This is a genomic window from Bradyrhizobium sp. KZN70725 (assembly GCF_055264925.1).
The window spans coordinates 204,564-228,647 of record NZ_JBUYWT010000003.1 but is presented as its reverse complement, the minus strand read 5'-3'; the positions used below and the strand labels follow the sequence as shown (position 1 = coordinate 228,647).

Genomic DNA, 24,084 nt, shown 5'->3' with positions numbered 1-24,084 from the left:
GGTTGTTTTCGATATTTTAGGCGGTGCGCTCCCGCGCCGGCTGGCTATCGCATCTGGCGCGCGACCTACGCCAGATGGCACGCCACGGAATGCCCGTTCCTGCCTTCCAGCAACTCCGGCGCGCTCTGCCGGCAGCGCTCCTCGGCGATTGGACACCTCGTGTGGAAGTGGCAGCCCTTGGGCGGATTCATCGGGCTCGGCACGTCGCCCTTCAGGCGGATGCGGTCGCGCTTCGCCTTGGGATCCGGCACCGGCACCGCCGAGAGCAGTGCCTTGGTGTAGGGGTGCTGCGGGTTGCGGTAGAGATCGCTGGCCTTGGCGAGTTCGACGATGCGGCCGAGATACATCACCGCGACTCGGTCGGAGATGTGCTCCACGACCGAGAGATCGTGGGCGACGAACAGATAGGTCAGGTTCAGCTCGGCCTGCAGATCCTCGAGCAGGTTGATGACCTGGGCCTGGATCGAGACGTCGAGCGCGGAGACCGGCTCGTCGCACACGATCAGCTTCGGCTCCAGCGTCAGCGCGCGGGCGATCGCGATGCGCTGGCGCTGGCCGCCGGAGAATTCGTGCGGGTAGCGGCGCATGTGCTCGGCCTTCAGCCCGACCTTGACCAGGAGGCTCGCGACGCGGTCCTCGCGCTCGCTGGCCGAGCTCACGAGGTTATGGATGATGAAGGGCTCGCCGAGGATCGCGCCGACCGTCATGCGCGGATTGAGCGAGGCGAACGGGTCCTGGAACACGAGCTGCATGTTCCGCCGCATGGCGCGCAGGTCGCCGCCGCCGAGGCCGGTGACGCTCCGGCCGTCGAACACGACCTCGCCCGAGGTCGGCTCGATCAGCCGCAGCACGCAGCGGCCGGTGGTCGACTTGCCGCAGCCGGATTCACCGACCAGCCCCAGTGTCTCGCCGCGATTGACCGAGAACGACACGCCGTCGACCGCATAGACCTGGCCGACCTCGCGCGAGAGCAGGCCGCCCAGCACCGGAAAATGCTTCTTCAGATTGGAAACGCGCAGCAGCGGCTCGGTCATGACGCGTCTCCGAGGTGGCAGGCCATGCGGTGGCCGGGCGCGATCTCGCGCAGCCGCGGCTCCTTTTCGGTGCAGATGCTCATGGCGTATTTGCAGCGGGCGGCAAAGCGGCAGCCGGGCAGCGGATTGATCAGGATCGGCACCGAGCCGCCGATCGCCTCCAGCCGCGTCTTGTGCGCGGCGTCGAGATCGATGCGCGGGATCGAGCGGATCAGGCCCTGAGTGTAGGGATGGCCGGGATTGCCGAACAGTTCGTCGACCGGCGCCTCCTCCACCACCTTGCCGGCGTACATCACGACGACGCGCTGCGCGGTCTCGGCGACGACGCCCATCGCGTGCGTGATCAGCATCACCGCCATGCCGAAGCGTTCCTTCATGTCCTGCAACAAGTCGAGGATCTGCGCCTGGATGGTGACGTCGAGCGCGGTGGTCGGCTCGTCTGCGATCACAAGCTTGGGCCGGCAGGCCAGCGCCATCGCGATCATCACGCGCTGGCGCATGCCGCCGGAGAACTGGTGCGGATAATGATGCACGCGGCCCGCGGCGTTGGGGATCTGCACCAGCTTCAGCATCTCGATGGTGCGCTCGAGCGCCTGCTTCTTGGTCACCGCCTCGTGGCGGCGCAGGCTCTCGGCGATCTGCTCGCCGATGGTCAGCACCGGATTGAGCGAGGTCATCGGCTCCTGGAAGATGAAGCCGATCTCCTTGGCCCTGATGTCGTCGAGCTGGTGGCTGGTCAGCGGCACCAGGTCGCGGCCCTCGAAGATGATCTCGCCTTCGACGATCTTGCCCGGCGGCATGGCGATCAGCTTCAGGATCGACATCGCGGTGACGGTCTTGCCGCAGCCGGATTCGCCGACCACGCACAGCGTCTCGCCGCGGTTGATGCTGATGTCGACGCCGTCGACCGCCTGCAGGATGCCGTCGTCGGTGGTGAAATGGGTTTTCAGGCCCTTGATGTCGAGCAGCGCCATCAGATCACCTTGCGCGCGTCGAGCGCGTCGCGCAGCCCGTCGCCGATGAAGTTGATGGCGACCACCGCGATGAAGATCGCGCCGCCCGGAAACAGCGCCCAATGCGGGCCGATGTCGAGAAAGTCCTTGGCGTCATAGAGGATGCGGCCCCAGGTCGGCGTATCCGGCGGGAAGCCGAGGCCGAGGAACGACAGCGTCGATTCGGCGATGATGGCGGCGGCGACGTCGATCGTGCCGGCGATGATTACGGGGCCCAGCGCGTTGGGCAGGATGTGGCGCACCACCTGGCGCACCGGGCTTGCGCCGAGTGCGCGCGCCGCCTCGACGAATTCCTTCTCGCGCAGCGACAGGAACTGGGCGCGCACCAGGCGCGCGACCGGCATCCAGCGCAAGCCGCCGATCACCAGCACGATCAGGATGAAGATGCCGCCCTCCGGGCCGAACATCGCCTTCAGCCCGTCGCGGAACAGATAGATCAGCATCAACAGCAGCGGCAATTGCGGCAGCGACAGGAACAAGTCGGTCAGCCACATCAGCGCGTAGCCGAGCGCGCCGCGCGACATGCCGGCGAGCGCGCCGATCAGCGTGCCGACGAACACCGAGACCAGCATCGCGGCGAGACCGACCGCGAGCGAGATGCGCCCGCCATAGATCATGCGGGCGAGCAGGTCCTGGCCGAGATCGTCGGTGCCGAACGGGTGCGCCAGCGAGGGGCCCTGCAGGCCGGCCACGACGTCCATGTCGCTGATCGAGACGCGCCAGACGAACGGGCCGATCACGACGGCTGCGATCAGCAGCAGCAGCAGCACGGCGCTGACCACGGCGGGCCGGTGCCGGCGGTAGCGCCGCCAGGTTTCGCGCCAGGGCGAATAGCCGCGCCGCTCAGCGGAAGGAGATGCGAGGGTCAAGCCAGCCATAGAGGACATCTGCGATCAGGTTGAACAGCACCACGAGACACGCGAAGACGAAGGTCACGGCCATCACGACCGGCGTGTCATTGGCGAGGATGGAGGAAATCAGCAGCGAGCCGATGCCGGGAATCCGGAAGATCTGCTCGGTGACGATGGCGCCGCCGAACACGGCAGGCATTTGCAGCGCAATCAGCGTGACGACCGGGATCATCGCGTTGCGCATCACGTGCTTGACGATCACCTTGGCCTGCCCGAGTCCCTTGGCGCGGGCCGTGGTGACATAGTCGAGCCGGATCACGTCGAGCATCGCCGAGCGCACGAAGCGGGTCATCGACGCCGCCTGGAACAGGCCGAGCACCATCACCGGCATGATCGCCTGCCGGATCATCTCAAGCAGCCAGGGAATGCCGCTGCCCGGCACGTCGGTGTAGACGAAGGGCAGCCAGTCCAGCTTCACCGAGAACACCAGGATGAACAGGATGCCGGTGAAGAAGGTTGGCAGCGAGAAGCCAATGAAGGCGAAGGTGTTGGCGAGCTGGTCGAAGATCGAATACGGCCGGGTGGCGGCATAGACGCCGACCGGGATCGCGATCAGCAGCGCCAGCAGCTGCGCCGAGCCGATCACGTAGAGCGTGGTCGGCAGCCGCTGTAGGATCAGCGTGTCGACATTGATCCGGCTGACAAAGGAAAAGCCCCAGTCACCTTGCGCCATCGCCGCGAGCCAGTGCAGGTAGCGAAGATAGATCGGGTCGTCGAGGCCGAACTTGGCTCGCAGCGCGGCCTGCACCTCGGGCGGCACGTTCGGATTGGTCGCGAGCTCGCTGAACGGATCGCCCGGCGCGAGCGCCAGCACGACGAACAGCACGAGCGAGATCCCGAGCAGGCTCGGGATCGCGATCATCAGGCGACGCAGGATATATTGACTCATCGAGAGATCATCTAACTAACGCTCGCACCTTGAGCACGTTGATCTTGCTTCCAGTCGAAAGGCGAGCTTCACCTCGCCCCGCGTGCGGGGAGAGGTCGGAATTCAAGCACGGCTTGAATTCCGGGTGAGGGGGAGTCTCCACGAACTCATCTTTCACGGTGTTTGCTGCGAAAGCCCCTCACCCCAACCCTCCAAGAGCGAGCTCCGCTCGTCTCGACCCCGTAAGAACGGGGAGAGGGAGAAGATGCACCTACTCAAACTCCGAACCTGTCCCCGTGTCTCAGGTTTCACGATACCAGTCTTGCAGATTGTCGGTCTGGTTGGCCCAGCCGGAGAGCGCGGGCCGCACCGTGTTGGAGCAGGCTTCCACCGCGAGGCGGTGCATCACCGGGATCACCACCGTGTCCTGCCACATCAGATCGTTGCACTTGATGTAGAGCTCGGCCCGCTTGATCGGATCGGTCTCGGTATCGGCCGCCTCGATCGCGGCGTCGAAATCCTTGTTGACCCAGCGCGGGAAGTTCTGCCCTTGCCACTTGTTCTCCTTGGTCGCGACATTGCGCGACAGATAGCGGCGCATGTGCAGGCCCGGGTCGGGTTGTGTCATCGGGATCTGGAACATCTCGATGTCGGCGTAGAACTTGGAATAGGTGTCGGGGTTGGCGACGTCGGAGGAGAAGAACACCGAGGCCACCACCGACTTCAGCTCGACGTCGATGCCGGCCTTCTGGCAGGCCTGCTTGACGATCGCCTGGGTCTTCTGCCGCGGGCCGTTGATCGAGGTCTGGTACAGCAGCTTCAGCTTCTTGCCGTCCTTCTCGCGGATGCCGTCGGAGCCGACCTTCCAGCCGGCCTGTTCGAGCAGCGCGCTCGCCTTCTCGACCGAGAACTCCCATCTGGTGTTCTTGGAAACGAACTCCTCGGGGCCGTTGAGATAATTGGCGGTGGCGCGGCCGGCGCGGCCGTAGATCACCTTCTTGACGGAGTCGCGGTCGACCAGCAGCGCCAGCGCCTTGCGCACCGCCGGATCCGACAGGATCGGATGCTTGGTCTTGATCGACGAGCGTTCACCGTCGACCTCGGTGTTCGGGTCGGTGAAGTTGATGGCGATGAATTCGATGTCGCCGCCGACGGCATAGAGCGTCTTGCCCTTGCCGCCCTTTTCCAGCCGCAGCAGCACCTCGTCCTCGACCTGGATGTTCCAGGCGAAATCATATTCGCCGGTCTGGATCACCGCGCGCGCCGCCGACACCGCATCGCCGCCGCCCTTCATTTCGATCGTGTCGAAATAGGGCCGGTTCGGCATATGGTAATCGGGATTAATTTCGCCGCGCACCAGATCGCCCGGCTTGAACTCGACGAACTTGTAGGGGCTGGTGCCGACCGGCTTCAGATTGTTCGGCGCCTCGCGCGACTTGCTGCCCTTGTACTCCGCGAAGAGATGTTTTGGGATGATGCAGCCATAGGCGCCGACGAACGCATTGGCCCAGAACGGCGTCGGATCCTTGAACTTGATGCGGACCGTGAGGTCGTCGACCTTCTCCACGGTCACGCCGGAATAGGTCCCGCTCGAGACGGCTGCGGTCGCGGGGTCGGTAGCATATTCCCAGTTGAACACGACGTCGTCGGCGGTGAAGGGTTTGCCGTCATGCCATTTGACGCCGGGCTTGAGTTTCCAGACCACCGACATGGCGTCTTTGGAAAGCCCGCCGTTCTGTATCGAGGGGATTTCGGCGGCGAGGATCGGGTTGAGATGGCCGTCGACGTCCCAGCTTGCCAGCGGTTCGTAGAACAGCCGCGAGCCGTCCTGGTCCTTGGTGCCGGTGGCGAAGTGCGGATTGAGCAGGGTGGGGCCCTGCCACCACAACAGCTTCAGCGGACCGCCGCCGCCGCGCTTGGTCGGCTTGTAGGGATTCGGGCTCTGCGCCATCGCGACGCCGCCGATCGCAAGGATCTGGTTGGCCATCGGCGCGGTGAGGCCGACGGCAATCATTCGCTTGACGAAGGCGCGGCGATCCATCCGCCCGTCCTTCACGTCGTCGATCATGCCACGCAGATTCCTGTCGAACATTGTCCCCTCGGTCCGGCTCAATTGGTTATTGCGGCGGGCCGTGGAACCGGCCGCCGTGTTGGCGGCAGGATGGCACACCGAATGACCGCGAAGGTCAACGCCTCCCGCCCTTCAGCGCCTAGGTCTTTTGGCTATCGCTTGTGCAGAACCTCCCCTTGCCGCACACCGGTTCAGCAGATCGACGCCAAAGCACGCCCTTGCGCGCCTCGCAGTGCGGAAAATTTGTTCGTTATCCTTTGTTCCGAGATGCTTTTTTGCCACGCAGGCCGGAGTTCGCGTCTGAAGCGATCCGTCCACAAACTCGTCATGCCCGGCCTTCTGCCGGGCATCCACGTCTCCGTTTTCGCGTGAGAAAGTCGTGGTTGGCCGGGACAAGCCCGGCCATGACGATGGGGATATGCGATTGCTTGATCCCGGAGAGCAGGTCCGGCCCGCACACGCGGTTCTCAGGCGATCGACATGTCCAACGGCGGTGCAACATTCGCCGGCAGCGGACTGACATAGGGCGTTCTTGTGGTCCGCTTCTTGAGGTCGGCCTTGGCGGCCGCGATCAGCTCCGGCTCCATCAGCGCCTTGACGCCGAGGCCGGCCATCGCCTTGGCGGCCTGCACCATCGCCTTGTGCGCGGCCGGCGTCTTGCCCTGCGCCACAACCTGCCAGGTGTGGAACGGCGTGCCGATTGCAACCGTCGGTGCATGGACCTGCACGGTCGGCACCACCCAGCTGACGTCGCCGACGTCGGTCGAGCCGATCAGCGGATTGCGCTTGGCGTCGATCGGCACCAGGAAGTCGGCGAGCGGCCGGTCGGTCGGCTCCATGCCGATCGCGTAATAGACCGAGGCGATGTCCTTGTCGGTCAGGGTTGCGCGGATCCTGCCGGCGAAATCCTTGTCGGCATCGTCGAAATGCGGCGGGCCGAGCTCTTCCATGATCCGGTGCAGCGTCTGTTCCAGCGGCGTGTTGGGCAGGATGTTGGAGACCGCGGAGATGATCTTCATCTCCACCTTGGTCTCGGTCATCAGCGCCGCGCCCTGCGCGATCTTGTGCACGCGCTCGACCAGCTCGTTCATGCCGGGCAGGTCGCGGGCGCGGATCGAATAGCGCACCCGGGCATGGGCCTGCACCACGTTGGGCGCGATGCCGCCGGTGTCGAGCAGCGCGTAGTGCACCCGCGCGTCGCTCGGCATGTGCTCGCGCATGTAGTTGACGCCGACATTCATCAATTCCACCGCATCGAGCGCGCTGCGGCCGAGATGAGGCGAGGCTGCCGCATGCGAGGTGCGCCCGGTGAAGATGAAATCGGCGCGGGTGTTGGCGAGCGACGGCGTCACCGCCACCTCCCAGAAGCTGTGCGGATGCCAGGTGATGGCGATGTCGGCGTCCTCGAACGCGCCACAGCGCACCATGAAGGCCTTTGCCGCGCCGCCTTCCTCGGCAGGACATCCGTAATAGCGCACGCGGCCCGGCACCTTGTTGGCCGCAAGCCAGTCCTTCACCGCGGTCGCGGCGAGCAGCGCGGAGGAGCCGAGCAGATTATGTCCGCAGCCATGGCCGTGGCCGCCGCTCTCGACCGGGCGATGCTCGGCGATTCCGGCCTCCTGGCTGAGACCGGGCAGGGCGTCATACTCGCCGAGGAAGGCAATCACCGGGCCGCCTTCGCCCCATTCGCCCATCACCGCGGTCGGGATGTCGGCGACGTTCTCGGTGATGCGAAAACCCTGATGGCGCAGTTCGGCCAGATGTTCGGCGGATGAGCGCGCCTCTGTGTAGCAGACCTCGGGCATCGCCCAGACCCGGTCGCTCAATTCGATGAAACGCGGCTTGATCGCGTCGACGCCGCGCCAAACATCACTACGGTTGTCCATTTGCTCCGATCCCTTAACGCTAGAGCATGATCCGGAAAAGTGTGAAGCGGTTTTCCGAAAAGATCATGCTCAGACAATGAGCCGAAGCGCGATGATCTCATCGCGCTTTGGGCAATCTGAAGCGCGAAACGCTAGCAGCTTGTCGCGACGCCGCCTAGCGCGCGCCGGCAGACCTGCATTTCCGAATGTCACGTCTTGGTGTGCAGAAATGTTTCTGCGTCAGGCGACGCTGAGCCGCTGAAGGCCTTTCCAGTCGAAGGCGATGCCGTGCCCCGGGCGATGATCGGGCGCGATCGCCATGCCCTGCTCCAGAACCAGCGGGTGCTCGATATAGCGGTCGAGGCCGAAGCCGTGCGCCTCGAGATACGACCGGTTCGGGCACGCAGCCAGCAGATGCACGGTGATGTCATGCGCGCCATGGCTGGTGACGGGAATATTGAAGGCCTCGGCGAGCCGGGCGATCTTCATGAAGCTGGTCACGCCGCCGCAATTGGTGACGTCGGGCTCGGCATAGGACAGCGCGCCGCCGGCGATATACGGCTTGAACTCCCACAGGCTGCGCAGGTTCTCGCCGGCCGCGATCGGCACGCCGCCGGCCTGCACGATGCGGGCGTGTCCCGCGACGTCGTCCGGAATCGTCGGCTCCTCGATCCAGGTCAGGTCGAAGGGTTGCAGGGCGCGCGCGGCGCGGATCGCTTCTTCGACGGTCCATTTCATGTTGGCGTCGGCCATCAGCGGAAACTCGTCGCCGAGATGGCCGCGCATCGCCTTCACGCGCGCCACGTCGGACGCAAGGCTCGGCCGGCCGACCTTCATCTTGATGGCGCGAAAGCCCTTGGCCAGATTGTCGTCGGTCTGCTTGAGCAGGCCATCGAGCGGCAGATCGAGATCGATGCCGCCGGCATAGCAGGGCACGCGGCGGTCGAAGCCACCGAGCAGCCGCCACAGCGGCAGCGATGCCCGCCGCGCCTTGAGGTCCCACAACGCGATGTCGAGCGCGGACAGCGCCAGCACCGCCGGGCCGCCGCGGCCGCCATAATGCAGCGCCCACCACACCTTGTGCCAAAGCTGCTCGGTGTCGTCGGCCTCCATCTCGCGCGAGATCTCGGTGATTTCGCGGCCCAGGATATCGGCGATGGCGCCGCCATTGCGGCCGACCGTGTAGGTGTAGCCGGTGCCTTCCGCGCCGTCGGCATCGCGGGCGCGGATCGTGACGAGCTCGAACGCCTTGATCTCGCCATGCGTGCTGTCGCTCAGCACCACCGGGAGCGGGATCTTGTAGAATCCGATGCTGAGGTCCTTGAGGATGGCCACGCCGGAACTCCTTGTCATGGGACGAATGCAATGCGTGACACACGATCTCAAAAGCCCCGGCTGCCTGCAACCTTGCGCCTGCGAATGTCTGCCTTGAGCGATTAGTCTGCCTTCCTTTATGATGTGGCTCGCGAGGACGTGGTCCGACCATGGATGATGCAATTCCGGCTCTGTTACCGAGATATTCGGGCCACCAGTTCGTGATCTATGCCGATGCCTGCTCGGGCGTTCCGGGCGCGCTGCATGAGCGCACCTTCGCATCGGTGAACGATGTGGTGCGCCGGCTGCATCCTGCGCCCGAATTCATTCTGTTCCCCGGCGACGAGATCATCGGCCTCACCGCCGATGCCGACGCGCTGCGCGCGCAATGGCGGCATTGGTTCGAGGTCGAGATGTCTTGGTTCGACCGGCGCGCGGTGCCGCTGTGGCACACGACCGGCAACCACACCACCTATGACGAGATGAGCGAGGCGGTGTTCCGCGAGGTGCTGCAGCTGCCGCGCAACGGCCCGCCCGGTCAGGAGGGGCTGTCCTACTGGGTTCGCCGCGACGATCTCGTGATGGTGTTCGTGCACACGCTGTGGAGCGGCCTCGGCGGCGAGGGGCATGTCGAGACCGACTGGCTGCAAGCGGTCCTCGCACAGCACAAGGACGCCAGGCACAAGCTGGTGCTGGGCCATCATCCCGTGTACCCCATCAACGGCTACAGCGGCAGCTATCAGCGCGAGATCGGCCACGAATACCGCGAGCGCTTCTGGGATATCCTCGTCCGCGCCGATGTCACCGCCTATCTGTGCAGCCACATTCTCGCATTCGACGTCCAGGTTCATCGTGGTGTGCTGCAGGTCTGCACGGCGGGCGCCGGCACTGCGCACCGGATGCCCGAAGGCGTCGAGTATCTGCATTGCGTGCAGGCCGCGCTCGATCAGGATGGGTTCCGCTATCAGGTGCTCGATACCGAAGGTGTGGCGCGCGAGCAGCTGGCATGGCCGCTGCCATCGCTGGACCAGGCCGCGTGGTCGCCGCTGCCGCGCGGGACCAGCCCTGCACCGCTGTCGGGGACATTGGCGCCCGCGGCGGTCATCGCGCTGAAACTGGCGGGCCGCACCGCCGCGGGAACCGCCGCGCCACAAACGCTGCTCTGCACGCCCGCGCCCGGCGTGATCGCACCGCTCTGGCTTGGCTTGCGCGGGCCGAATCAGACGCTCACCTTGATCCTTGGACGCGAGCGTGGACGCAGTCCCTATTACTGGATCGGTCCCGATCTCGGTGCCAACAGCGATTTCAACCTCGACATCGCCTTCTATCCGGACATGGGACCGGGCGGCGTGCTGTGGCGACGCAGCGGTGACACGCGCTGGACGTCGTGCGCGGCGATATCGGCAACGGGGCTGGAGCGGTTCGCATGGCCGGCGGTCTGGAACGTCGGGTGCGGCGAGGGTGGGCCGGATGACAGGCGCTATGCCGGACCACGGTTCGAGATCGCTATTTCCGTCATCGCATTGTAGTTAATCGCGCCCGGGGCCGACGCGCTGGACGTCGGCGCTGCGGCTGATGCGGGCTTCGACGCCCGCATTGCGGTCGCATTGGCTCCAATGAATGGCCATGGAAAAATCAGACGTCAGCCAAACTTCGCGCGTAGGTTTTATCGCTTGCTGACCTCGAAAAGGAATCGACCATGCGCAATCTCACAGCATTCGTCACTGTTGCCGCGCTCGTCCTCGGAACGCCCGCCTTGGTGCAAGCGCAAGGCACGCAACCCAATGCGCCGCCGCAGTCATCTGATCAGTCCACCGTCATCCGGAGCATACAGGTCGTCGACATCAAGGACCTCAAGCCCGAGATGCGATCGAAGATCGAGGATGCGATGGCAAAGACCAAGGAAGACGACATCCAGTCGCTTCGGAAGTCGATTGACGCGACACCGCAGGCGGTCTCCGCGCTCAAGGCCAAGGGCCTGACTTCGTCGCAGGTCGTCGCTATCAACATTGCCGATGGCGTGCTGACGATGTTCGCCAAAACAGCCTGACCAGGGTCAGCGAATGTCGGTATCGGTGGTTGGACCTCCCCGCGGCCATTGATGCCAACAACTCCCGCAGCCGACGCTGCGGGAGTTTTCATTTCTGATAGGCGCGGCCTGTCCAATGGACGTTCACCGGGGAGAGCGATCAGTCAGGCTCGTTGGGCCTGGTACGTTCCGCGCGTTTCAATTCGCGATCGATCAGCGTGCAGACGCGCCGCCGCGCCAGCAGGTCGAGCCGCGCGCGCGTGGTGCCTTGCCTGGTCTTGCCGTTGATGTCGAACGACCAGGCCCAGAGGTCGGGTTCGATGTTGGTGAGTGTGTATTGAATGTCCCGATGACGACCGATCAGCTTCTTCATGCCGTTTCTTCTTGTTGGCTGAAGATTGCATAGCCAGATCGTGAAGGCGTCTGTATCCGGTCGAATACTGAGTCGGGTGTCCGCAGGGCGGAATTTTCCAAATCACTGATTTGGGGTCGCTGTGCAGTGGCTGCGTGCAACTGACGAGTGCGCACGAAGATTCGCAGTCGTCCTGGCGAAGGCCAGGACCCATTACCCCAAGTGCGCAATGTTGCGCGACGCTAGGGCCACGATCTCGTTCACTGTCAAATGCGGTGGTTATGGTCCTGGCTTTCGCCAGGACGACAATGACGAGTCCTGCCTGCAACATCCGCCGCAGCGTACGGGTCCCTGCTTTCGCAGGAACGACGGGTGGAGAAATCTCAGCTCAGCGTCACTGCAACAGTCATCCCACCCCTCACAAATTTATCACCCCGCGCCGCGCGGCATGGGCGACGGCGTCGGTGCGGCCGGTGGCGTCGAGCTTGTCGAGCAGCGAGCCGACATGAAACTTGGCGGTGTGGACGGAAATCCCGAGCCGCTGTGCGATCATCTTGTTGGACGCGCCTTCCGCCAGCAGCGCCAGCACGTCGAGCTCGCGCGGCGTCAGCTCGAAGTCGCCGCCCGCGGCCTCGCGGTTGCGTGCGACGACCGCAGCCGTGGCCTGTTCGCCCGGCGCGGCGAGCCGCAGGCCGGCGACGCTGCCGAGCAGGGTCGCCAGCCGGTCGGCGAGGACGGCGTCGTCGACCTCGAGCGCGATGACGATGTCGTTGGCCGGCTCACCGCTCACGTCTCGGGCCTCTCGCCGACTGTCACCTTGAAGTTCAGCGGCTCGCCGCCGCGATGCATGGTGAGCTCGACCACCGTGCCGACGCTCTGCGGTCCGAGGCCGCGCGACAGCGCGCGCACGCCGTACAGCTTCTCGCCATTCACGGCAATGATCACGTCGCCTTGCCGGATGCCGGCGGCGGCCGAGGGGCCGGCCTTGTCGACGTTCATCACCATCGCGCCGAGGCCGTCGTCGAGACGGACCGGCTGCAATCCGACGCCAAGATATCCGCGTGCGATGCGGCCGCTCTTCTCGAGCTGGCCTGCGACCCGCTCGATGGTCGTCGCCGGGATCGTCAGCACGCGGCGCGGGCCGAGCACGGCCATGCCGAACGGCTCGCCCGCGGCGTTCAGCGCGAGGCCACCCTGCTGGCTGTGCCGCAGCCGGACGTCGAGCTCGATCCGTGCATCGATTTCGCCGCCGCGCAGGCTGCGCCAGGCCGGGCCGGACAGTGCGACCATGCCGAGCCGCGCGGTCGGCGCGCCGCGGTCGGCGGCGACGATCACCGCGAGCGATCCCAACGCGGGGTTCTCGGTCGAGAGCTTGACGGGGGCAACGTCGCCTTCGACGCGCAGCAGCGCGACGTCGGTGGTGTGGTCGCGTCCGACGACGGTCGCTGGCCCGCGGCTGCCGTCGGCGAACTGGATTTCGATCTCGCCCTCGTCGGCCAGCGCTTCGTCGGCGGTGACGACGAGGCCTACCTTCCAGACAAAGCCGGAGGCGCGCGCGCGATGCGAATGCACGGAGACGATGGCGGGCGCAGCGCGTGCAATGGTCTCCGCAAGGGCAGATGACAGCGATGACAGGATATTCGGTTCGGTCATGGGAAACTCCGTTGGCTTCCCTCAATCTGGGATGTCGCGGCTGACGGCGATACTGGCCGGATGGGCAGGGCGTGGCCGGGCCGCCCGGAACTGCCGCTCAGCTCAGCCGCTGCAGGGTCGCCTTCGGGCTCTCGCCGAACTTAGCGCGGTAGGCGCTCGCCATCCGGCTCAGATGGGTAAAGCCGAGGTCGAATGCAATATCGACGATGCGCTCGCCCGGCCGCGCCGTCTTGAGGCGGGCGTTGAGATGGGCGAGGCGGATGTCGAGCAGCATCTCGGACACGGTGGTGCCGAAGTGACGGCGGAAGCCGAGTTGCAGCGCGCGGATGCCGGTGCCCGCGATCTCCGCGAGCTCGGCGAGGTCCATCGGCTCGGTCGCGCGGCTCTCCAGATAGGCGCGCACGCGTTTCAAGGCGGCCGGCTGGGCCTCGGTGCGGCCGTTGAAGACATCGATCGCCGAACTCAGGCTGTGCCGCTGCTCGTTGAGCAGCACATTGAGAAACGACTCGCGCCAATCGGCCGCCGCGACCGCCGACAAAGCCTTGCGCGGCCCGAGCTGCTCGGCGGCCGTGACAAGCTGCTCGATCTTGGCCGAGAGCGTCTGCCCGAGTGGCCCGCTCAGCGCGACGGCCGGATCGAACTCGACCGGCCTCACCGCCACGCCGCCAAGCGCCGCGGCGCGATGCTCGACCAGCTTGCGGTCGAGCAGCAAGATCAGCTGAGCGCAGTCGCCGCGCCAGGTCATCTCGGTCGGAATGGTCGGCGACAGCAGCGAGGCCGTGTGCCGTGGTCCGGTGGTGAGCTCGCGCGCGGCGGTCCGCACCGCGGCCGAGCCGGACAGCGGCATCTGCAGCAGGAAGAAGCGGTCGAGGCAGCCGGGATTGATCGCGACCGATCCGCCATAGGCGACATAGTTGATGGAGAAGCCGTCGAAGTCGGCGCAATTGTGATGCGCGGAGAAATCGCTCGCGGAATGATCGACCGGCGTCAGATCGTGCGGACAGAAGATGCGGCCGATCGCTTCCGCCGCGTCATCGACGCGCGCCGTCGCGACGCGTGCGAAATCCTTGAGCCTTGCGCTTGCCGGATTTGCGCTTGCCGAAACCTCGTTGCCAACAGCAGTCACGCCGGCCGTCCGGAGTTGTTTGAGGTCTAAAACATCAGGCAGCCTAGAGCATCCCGCGGCAAAGGGGAACGCCGTTTCGTCGTGCAATCTGCCTGATCGGCGGTCAGGACGATGCGACGGCATTGGGCAGCAGCCGGCCGGCGCAATGCTCCCGCATTGCAGCATGAAGGTGCCGGGTGTGGATTCGTTTATCGGCTAGACAGCCTCACCGGCCGGCGACAGGCTCCGTGCCGGCACTGCGCATCAAAACTGGAGAGGCTGACATGGGCACGCTCGAAAAAGGCATTACCCGAACCGGCACCGGCTACGGCGGCAAGACCTGGAATATCCTGGGCCAAATCTACTATCCGAAGGCGGTCACCGACTCGACCTTCGCGTTCGAAACCAACAGCGATCCCGGCCAGTTCGTGCCGGTGCACATCCACCCGACCCAGGACGAGTTCATCCTGGTGCAGGAAGGCGTGCTCGACCTCAAGCTCGACGGCGTCTGGGTGCAGGCCAAGGCCGGCGACCTCGTGCGCATGCCGCGCGGCATCCCGCACGGCTATTTCAACAAGTCGGACAAGCCGGCGCGGGCGCTGTTCTGGGTGTCGCCGATGCAGAAGCTCGAGGCGCTGTTCGAGAAGCTGCACAATCTGCAGGACCCCGCCGAAGTGGTGCGTATCTCCGCCGAGCACGAGGTGGACTTCCTGCCGCCGGAAGCCAACGACTAGCCCGGCGGTCAAACAGACAATACGCACACGAGGCGGCAATCGCCGGAGCTGGACTCCGGCGATGACGGGGACGCGTGCGCTTAACGAAATTGGACCTGTTCATTCAATTCGGAGCGGTTTCATGGTCAAGCAGAAGCATGTGTGCGTCATCGGCGCCGGCATTTCCGGGCTCGCAGCCGGCAAGGCCTTTGCCGGTCGCGGCCACAAGGTGACCATCATCGAGCGCAGCGGCGATCTCGGCGGCGTTTGGGAGCCGGCGCGCTCCTATCCCGACGTGCAGACCCAGAGCCCGAAGGAGCTCTATCGCTACACCGACAAGGCGATGCCGGAGTCCTATCCGGAATGGCCGAAGGGTCCGCAGGTTCATGCCTACTTGCGCGACTATGCCCGCAGCCACGGGCTCGACGGCGCGATGCGGTTCGACACCAAGGTCGAGACCATGACGCGTCGCACTGACGGCAGGCCGGGCTGGACGCTGGCGCTGCGCTCGACCGACGGCGCCACCGGCCACGAGGATTTCGACTTCGTCGCGGTCTGCACCGGGCAATTCAACGAGCCGCAGGCCCTGCCGCTGGCCGGCGAGGACGGCTTCAAGGCGCAGGGCGGGCAGATCCTGCATTCATCGCAATACGGCGATCCAACGCTTGCCAAGGGCCGCAAGGTGGTGGTGCTCGGCGGCTCCAAATCGGCGACCGACATCGCGGTGAATGCGGTCAATTCCGGCGCCAGCGAAGTCACCATCGTGTTTCGCGAGCCGGTCTGGCGGATTCCCTATTTCGTCGGCGGCCTCGTCAACTTCAAGCGCATCCTCTACATCCGCGCGCAGGAGCAGATGTTTGCCAGCTGGGGCATCGGGCCGATGGCGCGCCTTGCGCATGTCGTGGCAAAGCCGTTCGTGTGGGCGAACTGGCGCGGGCTCGAAAGCATGCTGAAGATGCAGCTCAAGCTGAAGCAATGCGGCATGGTGCCGAAGGAGCGGATCGAGGATGGCGTCAACTGCTCGGTGCCGATCGCAACCCCCGGCTTCTATCCGATGGTCGCCGACGGCCGGATCAAGGCAGTGCGCGGCACCTTTGACCATTACGACGGCAAGACCATCGTGATGAGCGGCGGCCAGCGCGTCGCGGCCGACGTCGCGGTGCTCGCGATCGGCTACAAGCTCGGCGTGCCGTTCCTGCCCGAGGAGTATCAGAACAAGCTGGTCGAGCCCGACGGGCAGTACCGGCTGTACCGGCTGATCGCCAATCCCGATCTGCCCGACATGGGCTTCGTCGGTTTCAATTCGAGCTTCTGCACCGTGCTGTGCGCCGATCTCGCCGCGAACTGGCTGGTGCGCTACGCCGACGGCCAGCTGGCACGGCAGCCGAGCGCGGCCGAGATGAATAGCAACATCGCGATGATGCTGAACTTCAAGCGCGTCGAGCGTCCGGCAGCGGGCGTCTATGGCGGGCTGTGCGTCGCGCCGTACCACTTCAAGCATTTCGACGAACTGCTGGCGGATATCGGCACCAAGGCGTCGCGCCGCAACCCGCTCGTCGAAAAGTTCATGCCGCCGGACGCCGACGCCTATGCCCGCTTCCTCGCGACTGCGCCAGCATACAGAGCGGTGGCGTAGAGCATCACGGGATTGGGGCGAGCAGCAAGGGCGCTGCGCTCCCTCTCCCCGTTCTTACGGGGAGAGGGTTGGGGTGAGGGGCCGTCCCCGCATCTGCGGTGATGGCTGCGTTTGTGGAGACTCCCCCTCACCCGGAACGCATCTAATGATGCGTTCCGACCTCTCCCCGCACGCGGGGCGAGGTGAAGCGGAGGCCGCTAATCGCGGCCGGCGTCGAGGAAGGCCTGCGCCAGCCGCTCGGGGTTGGAGAAGCACAGCTCGTGGCTGCCCGGCACCTGGACCAGGCGGAACAGTCCGAGCTTCTCCGACAACCGTGGATACCAGGGCAGGCTGTGCGGCATCGCGGTGTCCTCCGTGCAGTTCACGTAGGACTTTGCGATCGGCATCTCGGCCGGATTGGTGCGCAGCGCGATCTTGTCCTGGAAGGTCTTCAACGGGTGCGGGTTGAGCTTGTCATAGGTGCGCTGCGCCGTCTCGAGATCGGCGTCGTTGATGAAGGCCTCGCGCCAGATCGGGAACGGCAGCACCACCGAGCCGTCGCCCCGCTCGGCATGAATGGCGTCGAACAGGCCGCGATAGTGCGGCGGCACCATGTCGTTGAGGCATTCGCCATTGTTCGGGACAAAGGCGTTCCAGTAGACGAGGCGGCGGATGCGGTTCGCGGCGGCGTCGGCAACGCCGGTGATGACCATGCCGCCATAGCTGTGGCCGACCAGGACGATGTCCTTGAGGTCATGCTCGGCGAGATAATCCACGATCGACTGGATCGCCTCGGCGAGCCCGGAGTCCTTCCGGTCGCCGGGCCGGTTGCCCCTGATGGTCGGGGTGTGGACGACATGGCCGGCCTTGCGGATGGCAGCCGCAACCGGCTCAAACTCGGCGCCGGTATGCCAGGCGCCATGGACGAGAACATAGGTCGACATGTTGTACCTCCCTGTCTGGATTGCCGCGTCCGGACGGCCCGGAATACGCGCAAGTTTCATCCGCTTCCTGATGGATATTGACCTGGATATTGACCTGGACCCGCGGAACGCGCTTGGCTGTGAGCGAACCGGACTGGGCTCGGAGTGAACTGATGCAGCAAATCGCCGCCGCGGATCGCTCGCGCAGGCTGAGCTGGAATACCGCGGACACGAGGCCCGGCGAGCAGTTCGCGTATTACCGCGAGGCGATCTGCCAGGCCTTCATGAACCTGACGCCGGAGCCGCCGGCGACGCCGGGCTTCCTCGCCCGCGTCGAGACCGTTGGGCTCGGGGATGGCGCGGTCAACCGGGTCAGCTTCCCGGAGCATGTCGTGCGGCGCTCCGCTGCCGACATCGCCGCGTCCAGCCGGCGCTGCTACTACCTCAATCTGAAGCTTGCCGGCCGCTGCCGCATCCAGCAGGCGGGACGCGAGATCAGCCTGTCGCCGGGGCAGGTCGGAATCTTCGACAGCGGCCAGCGCTTCGCGCTGCTGCACGACCGCGGCCCGGCGCTGCAGGTCGCCTCGTTCTGGGTGCCGGCCGAGGCGCTCGATGAACGGCTGCCGTCGGCGCCCGAGGTCGCGCCGGCGCGGGTTTCGGATGATCCCTTCGTCGGCCATCTCATCGCCGAGACGGCGCAGGTTCTGAACACATCCGCCCTCCGTGCTTCGGATGCGGACAACGCGCGGCTGTTTGGCGTGCTGCTCGATCTGGTCGCGCTCAGCCTGTCGCGCAGTGGTCGCGCAGGCGTCGGGGAGAGCGCAAGCCTTGCCGATGCGACCTGGCTTGCGCTGCGCCGTGCCGTGGACCGCAGGCTGCGCGAGCCCGGCCTCGGCGTTGCCGCCATTGCGGCTGCGATCGGCATCAGCGAGCGCTATGTCCACAAACTGTTCAAGCGCGCCGGCACGACATTCGCCAGCCATGTGATGGACCGCCGTCTCGACGGCGCCGCGCGCGATCTGAGGGATCCCGCGGTCGCCGGGCGCGCGATCGGCGACATCGCGTTCGACTGGGGCTTCTCCGACCTGTCGCATTTCACGCGGCGCTTCAGGCACCGCTTCGGCTGCACGCCGCGCGACTGGCGCCGCGGCTGACCAACGCTTCGGAAATCGCCATGGCGCAGCCGTTCACCTACCAGGTCAGCCCGATGCGGGTCGTGTTTGGGGTCGGCACCGTCGCGCAGCTGGCGGACGAGCTCGACCGGCTCGGCATCAATCGCGCGCTGGTGCTGGCGAGCCGGCGGCAGCAGGCCGAGCTCGGCGATCTTGCTGACCTGACCGGCGGCCGTGTGGCCGGATTGTTCGACGGTGCAGTGGTGCACACGCCGGTCGCGGTGACCGAACATGCGATGGAGATCGTCCGCGAGCTCAAGCCGGACGGCGTGGTTGCGATCGGCGCCGGTGCCGCGACCGGCCTCAGCAAGGCGATTGCGCTGCGCACTGACCTGCCGCAACTGATCGTGCCGACCAGTTATGCCGGCTCCGAGATGACGCCGGTACTCGGCGAGACCGTCGACGGCGTCAAGACCACGCAATCATCGCCGAAGATCCTGCCCGAGGCCGTGATCTACGACGTCAACCTGACCGTCTCGATGCCGGCCAAATTCTCGGCGATCTCCGGCCTCAACGCGATCGCGCATGCGGCCGAGGCGCTGTACGCGCGGGACGGCAACCCGATCACCTCGCTGATGGCGGAAGAGGCGATCGCAAAGCTCGCATCGTCGCTGCCGGACGTGAACGCACGGCCGCGCGATCTCGATGCGCGCGCGGACGCGCTCTATGGCGCGTGGCTGTGCGCGGTCTGTCTCGGCACCGTCGGCATGGCGCTGCATCACAAGCTCTGCCACACCGTCGGCGCGCTGTTCGACCCGCCGCATGCCGAGACCCATGCGGTGCTGCTGCCGCACACCATCGCCTACAACACGCCGGCCGCGCGCGATCCAGTCAGCCGCGCGGCGAGGGCGCTTGGGGCTGCTGACGCCGCCGATGGCCTGTTCGATCTGTCGGCAAGGCTCGGCGCGCCGCGCTCGCTCGCCGAGATCGGCATGCCCGACGACGGCATCGCAAAGGCCGCCGCGCTCGCCAGCAAGAACCCTTACTGGAATCCGCGGCCGATCGAGGAGAGCGGCATCCGCGACCTGCTGAAGCGCGCGTGGTCCGGCGCGCGCCCGCAGGCCGGATAGATCAGACGCCGATCGCGTTGCGCGCGATCACGTCGCGATAGAACGCCGCGCTCAATTTCGGCACCCGGGCCTGGGTCTCGAAATCCACCCGGTAGAGGCCAAAGCGCTTCTCGTAGCCGAAGATCCATTCGAAATTGTCCATCAGGCTCCACAGGAAATAGCCGTGGACCGGGACCCCGTCGGCGGTCGCGCGCTGCAATTGGGCGAGATAGTTGCGCAGGAACATGATGCGGTCGAGATCGTAGATCTGCCCGTCCGGATGCACCTTGTCCTCACCGGACGTGCCGTTCTCGCTGATATAGATGCTCTTGATGTTCCACAGCTTGGCGGCGATCCGCGGCGCCCAATAGATCGTCTCTGGCGCGATCCGCAGCCATTCCGAGCTCATGTGCGGGAAGGAGGCCGGCATCGGCAGCGGCTTCCAGCCGGGGGCATGGTCGGTGGCAAGGATGTAGCATTGCGGCGCGTAGATGTTCAGGCCGACGAAATCATTGGGCTGCGAGATGATCTTCAGTTCGTCAGCGGTAAATTTGGGCGCATCCGCGTCGGCATATTGCAGGAAGCCTTCGGTGTACCTGCCTTCGAGGACGACACCGAGAAAACCTGCATTGAGCTCGCGCGTCGCGATCTCGGTAGCGCGGATGTTCTCCGGCGTGTTGAAGGCGGGCACGCAGGCGGTGATGTTCTCGGCCGGCCCGACCCGCGTGCCGGCACGGCCTTTGGCGCGGATCGCCTGCACTGCAAGGCCATGCGCAAGCGCCACATGATGGCGCGCCTGGTTCACCTCGCCAGCCGGCAGCTTCAGCCCCGGGGCGTCGACGCCGAGCGCATAGCCGAACGGGAGGAAACGTCCGACCTCGTTGAGGGTGAAGACGTTCTTCACGCGGTCGGTCAGTCGCTGCGCCACGTAGCCGGCATAGTCGCCGAACGCCTTCGAAGTGTCCCGCGAGCGCCAGCCGCCGACGCGGTCCTGCAGCGCCTGGGGCAGGTCCCAGTGATAGAGCGTGGCGTAGGGCTCGATGCCGTTCGCCAGCAGCTCGTCGACCAGGCGGTTGTAGAAGTCGAGGCCCTTCGGGTTCGGCGTGCCGGTGCCATCGGGAAATACCCGAGGCCAGGCGATCGAGAAGCGATAGGCCTTGGCGCCGAGATCCTTGATGAGGCGGACGTCCTCCTTGTAGCGGTGATAGTGATCGTTGGCGCGGTCGCCGGTCGAGCCGTCCTCGATCTTGCCCGATGTATGGGTGAAAGTGTCCCAGATCGATGGGCCGCGGCCGTCCTCATTGACCGCGCCCTCGACCTGGTAGGACGAGGTTGCTGTGCCCCAGACGAAGCCGGTGGGAAAGTTCGTGCCGTCCGGCCGTGACGCACGGTTTGCAGCCTCGGCAGGGCCGGTCAAACCGAGCGCCGAGAGGCCTGCAAGGCCCGCAAACTGCCGGCGCGAGAACTTTCCGAACATTGCTGTCTCCCGTCGCCGAACGTTGCGGCTGGAATGCGGGCCGTAGGTTAACCTTCCATCCCGCCGTTGAGCAACAAGGGCCGGCGGGCCAAAGCGCCGTGGCGAGCGGCGTACCAATCAATGCGAACCATTGTGATGTCAATGTCGCGGAGTTGTCAGTTTTGTGGCGACATTTTCTCTACTAGATTGCCTGCTACGTCATTCCGCAATGACATCCGAATATCCCCGAGATTCCCGTGAGCTGCGCGCGATGAACAAGCCTGCAACCCATGTCCGAACGGCGCTGCTGCGTCGTCTTGCCACTGCGATCGGCTTGGCTTTGGCGATGGCCGCAAGCGCGCAGGCCGAGCAGACATTTTCGTTCGACCGCACGCCCGGAAAGCTACCGAAGACGGTCGTCCCGTTGCATTACGCGATCGAGCTGACGCCTGATATCACGAGCCTCGCTCTGCCAGGCGTCGAGACCGTCGACATCGAGGTACGCGAGGCGACCGCGCAGCTGACGCTGAACGCGGTCAACACGACATTCGCAGAGGTTACGATCGATGACGGCGCCCAGCGCGCGGAGATCGCGACCGACGCCACCGCGCAGACCGCAACGCTGACCTTCGCCAGGCCGCTTGCGGCCGGCCGCCACAAGCTACGCATCGCCTTCACAGCGCAGATCAACAAATTCGGCACCGGCCTGTTCTCGGTCGACTACCCGACCAGGACCGGGATCAAGCGGATGATCTCCAGCAAGCTGGAGCCGGCCGATGCCAGGCGGATCTTCCCGTGCTGGGACGAGCCGTCGTTCAAGGCGAGCTTCGCGCTGACCGTCGTCATTCCGCGCAATCTGCTCGCGGTCGGCAACATGCCCGTGACCAGCGAAGAGCCGGTCGCCGGCGATCTCAAGAAGGTTGCGTTCGCGCCGACGCCGAAGATGTCGAGCTATCTGTTCGTGCTCACGGTCGGCGAGCTCGAGCACGTCACAGCGGATGCCGGCGGCGTCACGGTCGGCGTGGTGACGACGGAGGGCAAGGGCGGCCAGGGCCGGTTCGCGCTCGACAGCGCGGTGAAGCTGCTCGCCTATTACAACGACTATTTCGGCGTCAAATATCCGTTGCCGAAGCTCGACCTGATCGCCGTTCCCGGCGGGTTCGGCGGCGCGATGGAGAATTGGGGCGGCATCACCTTCTTCGAGAGCCGGCTGCTGTTCGATCCCGCGACGTCCGCCGAGACCGCGCGGCGTGGCATCTTCGCCATCATCGCGCACGAGATGGCGCATATGTGGTTCGGCGATCTCGTCACCATGGCGTGGTGGGACAATCTCTGGCTCAACGAGGGCTTTGCCAGCTGGATGGCAACCAAGGCCTCGGAGCAGTTCTATCCGCAATGGCAGGGCTGGCTGAACGGCTACGGCGCGAAGCAGTTCGCCATGGCGCTCGATGCGCGGCGCACCTCGCATCCCGTGCAGCAGCCGATTGCCGATCACAGCGAAGCGGTCACGGCATTCGACGCCATCACCTACAACAAGGGGCAGGCGCTGATCCGCATGCTCGAGACCTATCTCGGCGAACCGGCGTTCCGCGACGGCATCCGCAGATACATGGCCGCGCATGCCTACAGCAACGCGACGACCGCTGATCTCTGGCAGGCGCTCGAGAGTAGCGCCGGCAAGACCATCACCGGTATCGCCGCCTCCTTCTCCGAGCAGGACGGCGTGCCGCTGGTCGTGGCCGAGGCGGCCTGCGATGGCGTGGCGCAACGTCTGACCCTGCGGCAGGATCGCTTCGTGGTCGCGCCGGCCAACAATCCGCCGCTGCCGGCCCGCAACTGGCAGATTCCCGTTGCGGTCGGACCGGCGCATGGCAAGCCGTTTGACGAGATATTGCTGAAGGGGAGCACCGATATCCCGGCCGGTGCCTGCGGCGATGCGATCAAGGTCAACCTCGGCGACGTCGGCTACTTCAGGGTCGAGTACGGCCCGAAGAACCGTGCGGCGTTGCTGAACGCATTCCCGCAAATGCAGGTCGCCGACCGTCTCAATGTCGTTACCGACAGCTGGGCGCTGGTGCAGGCGGGCCGCGCGGAGGCGCCGTCCTATCTCGCGCTGCTCGATGCCCTCGATGCCGGTGACCATCGCGCGGTGTGGGACCAGGTGATCTCGACATTCGCGGCGCTGAACCGGCTGTCGCGCGGCCGCACCGAGCGGCCGGTGATCCAGGCCTATGCCCGCGCCAAGCTGCGCCCGGTGTTCGATCGGGTCGGATGGGACGGCGCCGGTTCAGGCGACGATGACACTGCGTTGTTGCGTGCAAGCCTGATCTCGACGCTTGGCGATCTCGGGGATGCAGCTATTGTGGCGGAAGCGAGGCGGCGCTTTGCGGGATTCGTCGATGATCCCAATTCGCTTCCGACCGCATTGCGCGATGCCGTCACGCATGTTGTCGGTGTGACCGCCGATCGGGCGACCTACGACCAGCTGCTGGCGCTCGCGCGCAACAGCACGGCGACCAATGAACGGCTGCGCTATTATCTCGCGGCGGCAAGCGCCCGCGATGCCGAACTGGCGCGGGCGACGCTGGCGTTGACGCTGACCAACGAATTGCCCGACACGATCGTGACGGGGATGATCAACGCGGTTGCGTCTTCAGGCGAGCAGCCGCAGCTCGCCTGGGACTTCGTCCGGACTAATTTCGATACGTTGCTGGCAAGGCAGGGGCCGAACTTCCGCGACCAGTTCGTGCCGAACTTCATGACCAATTTTACCGATGAGGACCATGCGGCGGAACTGGCCGCGTTTGCTCCGTCGCAATCGACCACCGGCGGACGGGTGATGGTGGCGCGATCCGTGCAGGCGATCGCGATCTCGGCCGATCTCGCCGCGCGCGTGCTGCCCGCCGCCGACGGCTGGATCAGGGCGCGCAAACCGTGAGAT

Annotated in this window: 20 protein-coding genes; 7 read left to right on the top strand and 13 right to left on the bottom strand. The window is 65.6% G+C overall.

Features of this window, described 5'->3' with window-relative positions:
• Window positions 1-65: 65 nt before the first annotated feature.
• The 7 genes from ACZBJS_RS04615 to ACZBJS_RS04585 all read right to left on the bottom strand — a co-directional run bounded on the left by ACZBJS_RS04615 (window position 66) and on the right by ACZBJS_RS04585 (window position 9,115).
• Window positions 66-1,034 carry an ABC transporter ATP-binding protein gene (locus ACZBJS_RS04615; protein ID WP_168855782.1) on the bottom strand — a complete coding sequence of 323 codons (969 nt, stop codon included), beginning with the start codon at window positions 1,032-1,034 and terminating at the stop codon, window positions 66-68.
• On the bottom strand, window positions 1,031-2,011 hold the full coding sequence (locus ACZBJS_RS04610) for an ABC transporter ATP-binding protein (RefSeq protein ID WP_229190991.1): 981 nt from the start codon (window positions 2,009-2,011) through the stop codon (window positions 1,031-1,033). The genes ACZBJS_RS04615 and ACZBJS_RS04610 overlap by 4 nt, the downstream gene beginning before the upstream one ends.
• Window positions 2,008-2,925 carry an ABC transporter permease gene (locus ACZBJS_RS04605; protein WP_028334911.1) on the bottom strand — a complete coding sequence of 306 codons (918 nt, stop codon included), beginning with the start codon at window positions 2,923-2,925 and terminating at the stop codon, window positions 2,008-2,010. The genes ACZBJS_RS04610 and ACZBJS_RS04605 overlap by 4 nt, the downstream gene beginning before the upstream one ends.
• Window positions 2,891-3,847, bottom strand: coding sequence for an ABC transporter permease (locus tag ACZBJS_RS04600; protein ID WP_016842735.1), 957 nt, complete (start codon window positions 3,845-3,847; stop codon window positions 2,891-2,893). Before ACZBJS_RS04600 ends, ACZBJS_RS04605 begins: the two co-directional genes overlap by 35 nt.
• A 280-nt stretch (window positions 3,848-4,127) precedes the next feature.
• Complete coding sequence (locus ACZBJS_RS04595) at window positions 4,128-5,918, bottom strand: peptide ABC transporter substrate-binding protein (RefSeq protein WP_316395279.1); 1,791 nt, start codon at window positions 5,916-5,918, stop codon at window positions 4,128-4,130.
• 446 nt (window positions 5,919-6,364) lie between these two features.
• Complete coding sequence (locus tag ACZBJS_RS04590; RefSeq protein WP_057019239.1) at window positions 6,365-7,783, bottom strand: M20 family metallopeptidase; 1,419 nt, start codon at window positions 7,781-7,783, stop codon at window positions 6,365-6,367.
• A 219-nt stretch (window positions 7,784-8,002) separates the two neighbouring features.
• On the bottom strand, window positions 8,003-9,115 hold the full coding sequence (locus ACZBJS_RS04585) for a mandelate racemase/muconate lactonizing enzyme family protein (protein ID WP_463438453.1): 1,113 nt from the start codon (window positions 9,113-9,115) through the stop codon (window positions 8,003-8,005).
• A 131-nt stretch (window positions 9,116-9,246) separates the two neighbouring features.
• On the opposite strand from ACZBJS_RS04585, the gene ACZBJS_RS04580 reads away from it, so the two are divergent.
• A complete protein-coding gene (locus tag ACZBJS_RS04580) occupies window positions 9,247-10,605 on the top strand; it encodes a metallophosphoesterase family protein (protein ID WP_316395281.1) in 1,359 nt (452 codons plus the stop codon).
• A 170-nt stretch (window positions 10,606-10,775) separates the two neighbouring features.
• Window positions 10,776-11,126, top strand: coding sequence for a hypothetical protein (locus tag ACZBJS_RS04575; RefSeq protein WP_057019241.1), 351 nt, complete (start codon window positions 10,776-10,778; stop codon window positions 11,124-11,126).
• Window positions 11,127-11,265: 139 nt separating this feature from the next.
• On the opposite strand, the gene ACZBJS_RS04570 is transcribed toward ACZBJS_RS04575, so the two are convergent.
• The 4 genes from ACZBJS_RS04570 to ACZBJS_RS04555 all read right to left on the bottom strand — a co-directional run bounded on the left by ACZBJS_RS04570 (window position 11,266) and on the right by ACZBJS_RS04555 (window position 14,236).
• The gene (locus tag ACZBJS_RS04570; RefSeq protein WP_057019242.1) at window positions 11,266-11,478 is read right to left on the bottom strand and encodes a hypothetical protein; all 213 of its coding nucleotides are present in this window, start codon (window positions 11,476-11,478) and stop codon (window positions 11,266-11,268) included.
• Window positions 11,479-11,875: 397 nt separating this feature from the next.
• On the bottom strand, window positions 11,876-12,247 hold the full coding sequence (locus tag ACZBJS_RS04565) for a response regulator transcription factor (RefSeq protein ID WP_057019243.1): 372 nt from the start codon (window positions 12,245-12,247) through the stop codon (window positions 11,876-11,878).
• The gene (locus tag ACZBJS_RS04560; RefSeq protein WP_316395282.1) at window positions 12,244-13,110 is read right to left on the bottom strand and encodes a S1C family serine protease; all 867 of its coding nucleotides are present in this window, start codon (window positions 13,108-13,110) and stop codon (window positions 12,244-12,246) included. Before ACZBJS_RS04560 ends, ACZBJS_RS04565 begins: the two co-directional genes overlap by 4 nt.
• A gap of 97 nt (window positions 13,111-13,207) precedes the next feature.
• Window positions 13,208-14,236 carry an AraC family transcriptional regulator gene (locus ACZBJS_RS04555; protein WP_316395283.1) on the bottom strand — a complete coding sequence of 343 codons (1,029 nt, stop codon included), beginning with the start codon at window positions 14,234-14,236 and terminating at the stop codon, window positions 13,208-13,210.
• Between the two features lie 263 nt (window positions 14,237-14,499).
• On the opposite strand from ACZBJS_RS04555, the gene ACZBJS_RS04550 reads away from it, so the two are divergent.
• Window positions 14,500-14,949, top strand: coding sequence for a cupin domain-containing protein (locus tag ACZBJS_RS04550; RefSeq protein ID WP_057019245.1), 450 nt, complete (start codon window positions 14,500-14,502; stop codon window positions 14,947-14,949).
• 121 nt (window positions 14,950-15,070) lie between these two features.
• Complete coding sequence (locus ACZBJS_RS04545) at window positions 15,071-16,564, top strand: flavin-containing monooxygenase (RefSeq protein WP_316395284.1); 1,494 nt, start codon at window positions 15,071-15,073, stop codon at window positions 16,562-16,564.
• A 197-nt stretch (window positions 16,565-16,761) separates the two neighbouring features.
• Here ACZBJS_RS04545 and ACZBJS_RS04540 read toward each other — a convergent pair whose 3' ends face one another.
• Complete coding sequence (locus ACZBJS_RS04540) at window positions 16,762-17,487, bottom strand: alpha/beta hydrolase (protein ID WP_316395285.1); 726 nt, start codon at window positions 17,485-17,487, stop codon at window positions 16,762-16,764.
• 152 nt (window positions 17,488-17,639) lie between these two features.
• Between ACZBJS_RS04540 and ACZBJS_RS04535 the strand changes: the two genes are divergently transcribed.
• Complete coding sequence (locus ACZBJS_RS04535) at window positions 17,640-18,620, top strand: helix-turn-helix domain-containing protein (RefSeq protein ID WP_316395286.1); 981 nt, start codon at window positions 17,640-17,642, stop codon at window positions 18,618-18,620.
• A 20-nt stretch (window positions 18,621-18,640) separates the two neighbouring features.
• Complete coding sequence (locus ACZBJS_RS04530) at window positions 18,641-19,708, top strand: maleylacetate reductase (RefSeq protein WP_316395287.1); 1,068 nt, start codon at window positions 18,641-18,643, stop codon at window positions 19,706-19,708.
• Window position 19,709: 1 nt separating this feature from the next.
• Here ACZBJS_RS04530 and ACZBJS_RS04525 read toward each other — a convergent pair whose 3' ends face one another.
• A complete protein-coding gene (locus ACZBJS_RS04525; protein WP_316395288.1) occupies window positions 19,710-21,164 on the bottom strand; it encodes a GH1 family beta-glucosidase in 1,455 nt (484 codons plus the stop codon).
• A 250-nt stretch (window positions 21,165-21,414) separates the two neighbouring features.
• On the opposite strand from ACZBJS_RS04525, the gene ACZBJS_RS04520 reads away from it, so the two are divergent.
• Window positions 21,415-24,081, top strand: coding sequence for a M1 family metallopeptidase (locus tag ACZBJS_RS04520; protein ID WP_316395289.1), 2,667 nt, complete (start codon window positions 21,415-21,417; stop codon window positions 24,079-24,081).
• Window positions 24,082-24,084: the final 3 nt, after the last annotated feature.